We start from the raw sequence: 8,685 nt of genomic DNA on the forward strand, positions 1-8,685 counted from the left end.
ACACGACACCTGGTTTGTGTAAGCTGGCTTACACCTGTGCGCCGGAAGGGCTACGGGTCACCGGCCGAACGGCCTTCATAACTGCACGCAGCCTGCACTTTCCACAGAAAGCGCGGGCCCCAACGAGCACGAGAGGGAGAATCGATGACCGGTTCCTCTAAAGTCCCGCCCGGTAATACGGGCACGAAAGAAAAGGCCAAGGGCCACGAAGACAGCCACGAGCACGAAGACGGCGAGGGCGCAGGCTTCCTCGGCTTCATCGAAAGGGTCGGCAACAAGCTGCCGGATCCTTTCTGGCTCTTCGTCATCCTCGCCGGCGTTGTCGCCGTGACCTCCTGGATTGGCCACAAGGTTGGCATGAGCGCGGTCGACCCCGGCACGGGCGAGACTATCGAGGTCGAGTCGCTGCTCACCGGAGAGAACATCTCGCGCATGGTCACCGACGCGGTGGAGAACTTCATCGCCTTCCCGCCGCTGGGCGTCGTGCTCTCGGTGATGCTGGGCGTGGCCGTGGCGGAGCAGACCGGTTTCCTCGGCGCGCTGGTGCGCGCGATGGTAGCCAAGGTTGGCCCGCGCATGCTCACCTTCATGGTGGCACTGGCCGGTGTGACCGGCTCCGTGGCTTCCGACGCGATCTACGTGATCATCATCCCGCTGGGCGCGCTCGCCTTCCACGCGGTGGGGCGCTCGCCGATCGTGGGTGCGATGGTGGCGTTCGCTGCGTCGTCGGCAGGCTTTAATGCCTCGCTGATCCTCAACATCACCGACCTGCTGCTGGCCGGCATTTCTACCTCGGCGGCCAACATTGTTGACGAGGCCTACGAGGTCTCCCCGCTGGCCAACATCTACTTCGTCATCCCGTCGGCAGTCGTGCTCGCGCTGGTGATCACTGCGGTGACTGAGTTCTTCGTGGACAAAAAGGCGCAGGCGCTGGTCAACCACGATCACATCGAGACCAAGGAACTCGCTTTTGACAAGATCGAAAGCCGCGAGCACGCCAAGGCCCTCAAAGAGGCCGACTCCGGCGACCCGCTGGTAGAGGAAGCCGCTGGCAAACCTAAGGAGACTCCGGAGCCGGAGTACGAGCGCCAAGAGGGCGAGCTGACCGAGGAGCAGCTCAAACTCTCCCCCATCGAGTGGAAGGGCATGCTGTGGTCCACCGTGGCGCTCGTGCTGTTCCTCATCGCCTACTTCGTTCTGCTCTTCGTCCCGGCCTCGCCGTTCGCGCGTCCGGAGGAGGGCTTCATGGAGTCCCCGCTCATCCGCGCGATTGCCATGCCGATCGCCCTGGCATTCTTCCTCATGGGCCTGGTCTACGGCCTGATCGTCGGCACGATCACCTCCGCCGCGGACATCCCGGCGTTCATGGCGCGCGGCCTGCAGACGCTGCTGCCGATGCTGGTGCTCTTCTTCGCCGTCTCCCAGTTTTTGGCATGGTTCACCTGGTCCAACCTGGGTTCCTGGACCGCGATTAATGGCGCGGAGCTTTTGCAGCGCTGGAACCTGCCAAACGTGCTGCTCTTCTTGGGCTTTGTCGTCATGGTGGCACTGGTCAACCTATTCATCACTTCCGGCTCCGCGCAGTGGGCGCTCATGGCCCCGGTGGTGGTCCCGATGATGATGTACGTGGGGATTGCGCCCGAGGTCACCCAGATGCTCTACCGCATCGGCGACTCCCCGTCGAACATCATCACCCCGATGTCGCCGTACTTCGCGCTCGCGCTGACTTTCCTGCAGCGCTACTACAAGAAGGCCGGCGTGGGCACGCTCATGTCGCTCGCGCTGCCGTACACCATCGCGATGATGGCGGGCTGGTTCATCTTCTTCCTCATCTGGTACTACGCAGGCATCCCGCTCGGCCCGGGCTCGCCGATGGACTACCAGGTGGGCTAGTTCCCGCTTATCGACGCCCCGTTCACCCCGGCCCCGCCTCCTCCCCCAAGGAGCGCGGGGCCGGGTTTTGGGCAGGCCTGCTCCGCCGAACTGCGTTTTAAAATGTTGCACAGGTGTCATGCAGACGTTTTAATTGGAGAGTCCAGTTTCTCGTCATTTTGAAAGATTTCCATGAATAACTTCAAAGACATCAACAAGCTCCTCGGCAACGTTGAAGCCCTCATCCCCCAGATCGTCGGCGCAATTGTGGCACTGACCGCGCTGATCGGCACCGTCGCTGGCCTTGCTGAGAACGGCAGCAGCATCAACCCGGGCAAGGGTGACTCTGGCGTCGTCGCGCCCTCCGACCCGAAGCAGGCACAGGAAAAGCTGCTGATCCCGGGCAGCAGGGACGGCATCACCTACAACCACGTCGACTACGGCGTCGAGGTCAAGGTTGGCGACAAGGTCTACACCGATTCTGCCCGAAACGGCAAGTGCAATTTCAACAACCACTGCTACGTGGAGCGCAAGCTGAACAGCGAATTCCGAAAGGCCACCTTCACGGCGGTGTGGGATGAGAACATCATCAACGACGAAGTTGAAGAGGGCAAGGTCGAGGTGTATGTCAATGGCAACCTCACCCAGAGCAAGATCGTAAAGAAGGGCACCGCAGTTAACTTCGACGTGCCGGTCAGCAAGGTTGACACCCTGAAAATCAAGCTCCCCACGCGCACAGGACAGGGTCTCTCGATCATCAACGGTGTGCTGTCCCGCTAAAATCAAACAGCACCAATGAAGTGGGCGAGGTCTGGAAAACCAGACCCCGCCCACTTTTTGTTTGCGCTAACCGCTACCACTCACCAGCGTCTATGTCCTCATCGACCGGCTCGTCGAACACCTCGACAGCCTCCTGCTCCGCAATCATCGCCTCTTGCGCCGGCCACATCTGCGACGCACACTGCTGCGTCCAACCCGACGTACCGTCAGTGAAGAACGTCGTCCCCGTTTCGTGAATACTCGGGTCGCCACACGATGCGATCTGCTTCTCCATCACCTGCGGCGCTTCCTGGCCGGGCGCCCCGGTAAAGCCGATCACGGGCTCCGCCTCCGCCAGGTAGATCTTTTGTTAGGGGGCCACCAACAGCGAATGTCCCGAAGCGGATCATCCACAGGCGAGTGCGCCAGACCTGTGCATACATCCTGTTCACGTGGCTGCGCTATCAACGTCTCATTCTGGAATTGGCGCATAGGTTAAGGTCGTTAGTGCCCACCCGACAGGAGAACACCCCGCATGTATCAACTCTTCATTGACGAGTCCTACCAGAAAGGTCACTATTACGTGGCGGGCGTCCTCGTCGACGAAAAGCAAAGTGAGGCCTTGGTGACGCGGCTCGACGAACTTGCCGACGGTCTGCGAGAGCGCAATAGCTGGCTTGCTTCACCTGAGTTTCATGGCCATGCCCTGATGAATGGGTTAGACGACTGGAAAAGCCTCACCGGTAAGTTTGGAGCGCGCGTGTCCATTTACCAGAAGGTGCTGCACGCAATACAGAACTCGGGTGCCCGAGTCTACCTCGAAGGCGTTGATGTTAACCGGCTTAATGCGCGATACAAGTACCCGGATAGTCCTCACGAGGTGGCGCTCCGCCACACGCTAGAGCGCGTCAATGAGTATTGCGCATTCAACGGGAAGATGTGCAAGGTCATTGCCGACATGGTGCCGCAGCAAGATGATTTTAACGAGGCAATCCAAGGATTTACCCGTGTCAGCACTCCGGGCTACCGCAGCCAAAAACTACTTTGCGTTGACGGCGACATCGAGTTTGTTGACTCTAGGGAAAGTAGGGGTGTGCAGGCAGCAGACATGTCCGTCTATGTGCTGCGCCGCCACCGAGAAGAGACAACCGCTAGTAAGTCGGCACGCAGGGCGACCGCGCGACTAGTAAAGGCACTCGGTCCCGCTCTCGTCCACGAGCGGAAGTGGCTTCCTTAGCTCAGAAAAAGCTCTGGAGCCTACGCGGCTCCAGGCGACAACGTTCCGGTATCCGGCTCGTCGTAGCCTTAATTTAACCCATTTTGGCGCTTTTGGTCAAGATTTTGCACAGCTGAAATTGCGCCCCTCGTACACGAAGAAACCCCGAGGCATATCAATTCCCGCTCACCGCTCCGGAAACAGCGCAATCCCCCACACACCCACTACCACGGCAACCGCCACGAGCAGCCACCACGCCACCCCACGCGGCCGCGTAAGCCAGATGTCCGCCACCAGCCACACCAGACTCGGCACGCCGAGTGCCAGCCCGAGAAACGTCAGCGCCCGCCAGTCCGGCAGCTGCCCGGCGCTGAGCAGCATCACCACGCCCAGCCCAAGCAGTCCCCCGGCGAGCGCGCGCGGGCGGGGCCATCCAACGGGAATTATCATGCGCCCGATGCTACCGGCCCGGCCGCGCACGATACGCTTATGCATCATGACCGGCAGCTACTTGGACACTTACGACGCCGCCTGCAACCGCGCAGCCGCGCAGGTCATGGCGCACTACTCCACCAGCTTCTCACTGTCCACCAAGCTGCTGCCGCAGCCGATGCGCACCGACATCCGCAACCTCTACGCCGTAGTCCGCATCGCCGACGAGATTGTCGACGGCACCACCTCCCAAGCCAACACCTGCCCCGCCACCGCCCTCAACGCCTACGAGAACGCCGTCCTCCACGCACCCGCGCACCGCTTCCACACCGACCCGGTCCTGCACGCCTACGCCACCACCGCCCGAGCCTGCCGCTTCCCCGACGACGAGGTCCGCGCCTTCTTCGCCTCCATGCGCTCAGACCTACCCGACCAGCCGGACCTGCCGCTTTCCACATACATCTACGGCTCCGCCGAGGTCATCGGCCTGCTCTGCCTGCGCGTGTTCTTCCGAGGCAACGACGCCGCGCTCACCCCGCAACTGATCGACGGTGCCCGCGCACTCGGCTCCGCCTTCCAAAAGATCAACTTCCTGCGCGACCAAGCCGAAGACTCAGCCCTCGGCCGCCGCTACACCAAGCACTCGCTTATCGACGCCCCCGTCCACCCCTTCATCCCCGAAATCCGCACCGAACTCGCCCAGGCCAAACAACAGATCCCCAACCTGCCGCCACGGGTTCGCCCGGCGGTGCGGGCAGCCACCGCGATCTTTGAAGACCTCACCGACCGCATCGAGGCCACCCCACCAGACACGCTTCGCACTACCCGCATCCGCGTGCCTAACCACCGCAAACTCGCGCTTGCAGCCCGGGCCCTGCGCTAACAGGTCTGCAGCTTGTCGGTGAACTGCTTCGGCGCGCCCTGCCCCCGCAGCGTTGCCGTGTTGTAGCACTTGAACCCGGTGTTCGTCTCCCCATCCGGCTTCACCACTGCCCACTTGTCACCATTCGCCCGAAACGCGACGATCCAGTCGGTCTGCTTCGCACCGGCGACAGCCCACTTGCCGTCGCAGTACTGCACCGTCGTTCCCGTCGGCGCAGGCCAACCCGGCACGATCGCGTCAAAGGCACCCGGCTGGCACGATGCGTTCTTCTCCTGCTTGCCCGCGCTCAGCGCCGGGATCGCCAGCCCCGCAGCACCGGCAAGCGCGCCGAGCTCGCCCAGCCCCGGCACCTGCGGCAGCTCGAGCCCGGGTACGTCAATCAGCCCCTGGGAGACAGCAAAGTAACTGCCAGCACCTACGAGCGCCAGCACGCCGAGGCTAATGCCCACAATCGCGCCAGTGCTTAGCGACGACCCCGCGTCCCCCTCCTGGCCTTCATCCCCAGCCGAGCTACCAGAGCTGGATTCCTGCTCAGCGACAGGGGCATCCGGCACCTCCTGGGCGTAGGCGGGCGTAACGGTGGTACAGGCGACGGCAGCGGCGACGCCCAGCGGCAGCAGTGTCTTCTTCATGCCCACTACCCTACCCCCGGTTTTCGCTCTACGCGTCTGCTGCGGCGGCGATCGCTTCGGCAGTGGCAAGATCCTGCCACGGCATGCCGACGGTCTTGCACACCACACGACGATCGCGTGCGAGCTCCACCTCGCCGCGCACGACCTGCGCCATGGTGACCAGGTCCTCGCGTGCAACGGTGCCTTCCTCGGTAGCAAGCACGACGTCTCCTGCCTCCCGGTAGGCCACCGTGGGGTCTTCGACGATCACCTGCGCGCCCTCGAAGACATCGGCGGCAAGCTCGCGAGTATCGGCCGTGTGAGCGCCCACCGCCAGCACGATCGCGCGCTCGCCAAGATCTGCAGCGTGCAGGATCGGGGCGGGGGCTGTCGTCGCGGTAATGACGAGCTCAGCATTCTTGACCGCGTCCTTGGCTGCATCCGTGCCGGACTCTACCCAGTCGTAGGAGAAGTCCGCCGGCTCAGTAAGCGAGACAAAAGTAATGCGCAGCTCACGGACGCCATCGAGCACGCTTTCCAGCGTGGCCGCATGACCGAGCCCCTGTGCGCCGGTGCCAAAGATAACGACGTCGAGCGGTTCCTCGGAGGCCGTCAGCAGCTCAACCACCGGCGCGATGGAGGCGGCCGGAGTGCGCAGCGCGGTCAGCGACGTGGCATCAATAAGCGTGTGCGGCGTGAGCGTCTTCGCGCCCATCAGCAGGTACGAGCCTTGCACGAGCGGAACGTCTTCGGTGGAGTCGGAAGGCTGGATGCCGAGGATCTTCACTCCAACCGCGCTGTCTGTAGCCGAAGGCATGAGGTGCATCTCGCCGTGTGGGAGCTGGACTTTCTCCCGCAGGGGGTCCGTTGCGGGATCAAACCCTTCGGCAAGCGTGTCGCGCAAAGCGGCGACCGCCGCAGCCGGGGTAAGTGTGGCAAAAACCTGGTCGTGGCTAATAAAACGCATAGGCCCCACCCTACGTGGTGTAGGACAGGGCCGAGGTAAAGGAAGAAATCTCGCGTTTACCTACGGTGCTGCTGGGCTGGCGAAGGAATGACGCCGGGCAGCGGGTTCGGGATCATGCCCTGAAGCACCATGTAGTACCAGGTGGAGCCGACGGCAAAGGAGCCCAAAAGGGCGGTCATGATGATGTCGAAACGGCTAGCGTGCTTGACCACTTCAGTGAAGCCGCCTGCGGCAACTGCGTCGTCGAAGCTGGAGCCGGCGGCGCGCTCGTAGCTGTTCTTGACAGAGCTCATGTCGTTCACCACGACAGTCGCGTCGCGTTGGAACGCTTCAACGTTGGAATATGGACTTGCGGCGTGTGCGCTAACTGGAGAAAAAGCGGCGCTGGCCACGGCTAATGCGGTGGCGGCGGAGAGGGTACGATTCTGCATGACACACACAGTAACACTTTTTTGTATCGTTTGTCCTATTTGGCCTACCTGACCTGCCGATTTGTTTCTTTTTAGAAGATAAGACAGAATAAGTACTCGTTGCACAGAGCGCAGCGGGAACGCAGCAGGACGGCAACAAAGTGAATATTCCTCCATAGCTCAGTTGGCAGAGCATTCGACTGTTAATCGAAGGGTCACTGGTTCGAGCCCAGTTGGAGGAGCTGTACTTGTAAGGCCCCGCGCCCGACTGAAATGACCGGTCGGACGCGGGGTTTCACGTTTGGTCGGGCATGCTTTCGCAAGTTCCATTCCTTCCTGAACCCTTAACATAAACCAGCACCCCCGAGGTTCACTAAGTCCTCACCCATTACACCCCCAACCCACAGGCAGACAGTTTTGCCGGAAAACAAGTTGCGGCGCTCCCTCGCACCCTATAACCTTCTAGATGTAAGCCAGGCGTTGAGCTTTTGCAAGAATACCCCGGGCAACAACTCCGAGGACCTCGCCATTGCGAGGTCCTCGCGCCATTTATTCTATCGACCCGGGGGCAGAATGCTACTGGCATATATCGACGAAATTGGATCGCCTGGGGCTCTTGTTCACCCCTCGCACTCTCGATTCGCCGACAGCCCCGCTTTCGGGTACGGAGGTTTCATTCTTCCCGAGGATAATGCTCGACAATTTGGGGCTCACTTCGCGCATAAAAAGAGGCAGTTCTTCCAAAACGATATTCCGGATGGTCGTGACCCCGGCAGGTGGGAGCGAAAAGGCGCAGATTTGCTTTTTGCTCGAGCTGCGGAGGATCGACCTCAGAACCTTAGGCTTCTGGGAAGCCTAATATCAAAGCTCCGCAGTCTCGATGGGCAACTCTTTTATTATGCGGAAGAAAAACCAATCGGTACTCCAAAAGAAACCAACTGCTCTTCTCGTGAGTTCCTGGAACGCGAACAAACCTCCATGCGAGAAACGCTTAACCGCATCGCCCGCCACGCAGATTCTCTAGACCAATCAGTGCTAGTCATGATGGACCAAATTAACGAAAAGTCCCGCAAGCAACGGCTGCCGCAAATGTACGCGCATATTTTTGGACGAGCATCTGACTTTCCGGAAATGCGCAGAATTGTCGAGCCACCAATGCATATCGATAGTGAACTATCTTCGAATATCCAATTCGCCGACTGGTTATGTGCCCTCTACAAGCGGGCGATCGAATACCAACTTGTGCATGACTCACGCTACCCCTGGGTCCCCAGAGCAAAGCAATTTTACGCAGCGCGTGGGGCTTTTACCCATGATTCAAAGCTGCATCTTTTCCAAAGGGCACTAGAAGATCTCCACCACTCTGAAATTATCTACCCGAAAAGGCCCGTGATTGACAGCAACAAAACCTCGAGGATGAATCAACTGAAACTCGAGGCGATCCGAAAAGCGACCTTCAAGGAGTGAATCATGCGGCCGACCGTTGAGTAGCGGTGTCGAGACTGGACCTGACCCCCGTTAGGTAGACACCTGAT

Annotated in this window: 10 protein-coding genes and 1 tRNA gene; 6 read left to right on the plus strand and 5 right to left on the minus strand. The window is 60.6% G+C overall.

Features of this window, described 5'->3' with window-relative positions; all coding sequences use genetic code 11:
* Positions 1–144: 144 nt before the first annotated feature.
* Complete coding sequence (locus tag HMPREF2550_RS09655; RefSeq protein WP_070790850.1) at positions 145–1,893, plus strand: AbgT family transporter; 1,749 nt, start codon at positions 145–147, stop codon at positions 1,891–1,893.
* A 171-nt stretch (positions 1,894–2,064) separates the two neighbouring features.
* Complete coding sequence (locus HMPREF2550_RS09660; RefSeq protein ID WP_070790851.1) at positions 2,065–2,652, plus strand: hypothetical protein; 588 nt, start codon at positions 2,065–2,067, stop codon at positions 2,650–2,652.
* A gap of 73 nt (positions 2,653–2,725) precedes the next feature.
* On the opposite strand, the gene HMPREF2550_RS09665 is transcribed toward HMPREF2550_RS09660, so the two are convergent.
* The gene (locus tag HMPREF2550_RS09665; RefSeq protein WP_070790852.1) at positions 2,726–2,971 is read right to left on the minus strand and encodes a hypothetical protein; all 246 of its coding nucleotides are present in this window, start codon (positions 2,969–2,971) and stop codon (positions 2,726–2,728) included.
* A 195-nt stretch (positions 2,972–3,166) separates the two neighbouring features.
* Here HMPREF2550_RS09665 and HMPREF2550_RS09670 point away from each other — a divergent pair, with 195 nt between their 5' ends.
* Positions 3,167–3,868 (plus strand): DUF3800 domain-containing protein, encoded by a 702-nt coding sequence (locus HMPREF2550_RS09670; RefSeq protein ID WP_070790853.1) that lies wholly within the window; start codon positions 3,167–3,169, stop codon positions 3,866–3,868.
* A 165-nt stretch (positions 3,869–4,033) separates the two neighbouring features.
* On the opposite strand, the gene HMPREF2550_RS09675 is transcribed toward HMPREF2550_RS09670, so the two are convergent.
* Entirely contained in the window at positions 4,034–4,297 is a 264-nt protein-coding gene (locus HMPREF2550_RS09675; RefSeq protein ID WP_141760582.1) for a hypothetical protein, read from the minus strand.
* A gap of 46 nt (positions 4,298–4,343) precedes the next feature.
* On the opposite strand from HMPREF2550_RS09675, the gene HMPREF2550_RS09680 reads away from it, so the two are divergent.
* Entirely contained in the window at positions 4,344–5,162 is an 819-nt protein-coding gene (locus HMPREF2550_RS09680) for a phytoene/squalene synthase family protein (RefSeq protein ID WP_070790855.1), read from the plus strand.
* Here HMPREF2550_RS09680 and HMPREF2550_RS09685 read toward each other — a convergent pair.
* The 3 genes from HMPREF2550_RS09685 to HMPREF2550_RS12150 are packed head-to-tail and all read right to left on the minus strand — an operon-like array spanning position 5,159 to position 7,171.
* Positions 5,159–5,794: a hypothetical protein gene (locus tag HMPREF2550_RS09685; protein WP_070790856.1), complete on the minus strand. Its 636-nt coding sequence runs from the start codon at positions 5,792–5,794 to the stop codon at positions 5,159–5,161. The two genes, HMPREF2550_RS09680 and HMPREF2550_RS09685, sit on opposite strands and share 4 nt — an antisense overlap.
* A 28-nt stretch (positions 5,795–5,822) precedes the next feature.
* Complete coding sequence (locus tag HMPREF2550_RS09690) at positions 5,823–6,740, minus strand: ornithine cyclodeaminase family protein (RefSeq protein WP_070790857.1); 918 nt, start codon at positions 6,738–6,740, stop codon at positions 5,823–5,825.
* A gap of 56 nt (positions 6,741–6,796) precedes the next feature.
* A complete protein-coding gene (locus HMPREF2550_RS12150) occupies positions 6,797–7,171 on the minus strand; it encodes a hypothetical protein (RefSeq protein ID WP_141760583.1) in 375 nt (124 codons plus the stop codon).
* A gap of 148 nt (positions 7,172–7,319) precedes the next feature.
* Here HMPREF2550_RS12150 and HMPREF2550_RS09700 point away from each other — a divergent pair.
* A tRNA-Asn gene (locus tag HMPREF2550_RS09700) sits at positions 7,320–7,392 on the plus strand.
* 331 nt (positions 7,393–7,723) lie between these two features.
* Positions 7,724–8,617, plus strand: a complete 894-nt coding sequence (locus tag HMPREF2550_RS09705) for a DUF3800 domain-containing protein (protein WP_070790871.1) — start codon at positions 7,724–7,726, stop codon at positions 8,615–8,617.
* Positions 8,618–8,685 lie beyond the last annotated feature (68 nt).

It is taken from the genome of Corynebacterium sp. HMSC074A01, assembly GCF_001831515.1.
Lineage (GTDB): Bacteria > Actinomycetota > Actinomycetes > Mycobacteriales > Mycobacteriaceae > Corynebacterium.

Excerpts from the sequence above, each read along its gene's own strand:
- HMPREF2550_RS09685 (WP_070790856.1), bottom strand. The coding sequence starts at position 5,794 with ATGAAGAAGACACTGCTGCCGCTGGGCGTCGCCGCTGCCGTCGCCTGT.
- HMPREF2550_RS09660 (WP_070790851.1), top strand. The coding sequence starts at position 2,065 with ATGAATAACTTCAAAGACATCAACAAGCTCCTCGGCAACGTTGAAGCC.
- HMPREF2550_RS09655 (WP_070790850.1), top strand. The coding sequence starts at position 145 with ATGACCGGTTCCTCTAAAGTCCCGCCCGGTAATACGGGCACGAAAGAA.
- HMPREF2550_RS09675 (WP_141760582.1), bottom strand. The coding sequence starts at position 4,297 with ATGATAATTCCCGTTGGATGGCCCCGCCCGCGCGCGCTCGCCGGGGGA.
- HMPREF2550_RS09690 (WP_070790857.1), bottom strand. The coding sequence starts at position 6,740 with ATGCGTTTTATTAGCCACGACCAGGTTTTTGCCACACTTACCCCGGCT.
- HMPREF2550_RS09680 (WP_070790855.1), top strand. The coding sequence starts at position 4,344 with ATGACCGGCAGCTACTTGGACACTTACGACGCCGCCTGCAACCGCGCA.
- HMPREF2550_RS09670 (WP_070790853.1), top strand. The coding sequence starts at position 3,167 with ATGTATCAACTCTTCATTGACGAGTCCTACCAGAAAGGTCACTATTAC.
- HMPREF2550_RS09705 (WP_070790871.1), top strand. The coding sequence starts at position 7,724 with ATGCTACTGGCATATATCGACGAAATTGGATCGCCTGGGGCTCTTGTT.
- HMPREF2550_RS12150 (WP_141760583.1), bottom strand. The coding sequence starts at position 7,171 with ATGCAGAATCGTACCCTCTCCGCCGCCACCGCATTAGCCGTGGCCAGC.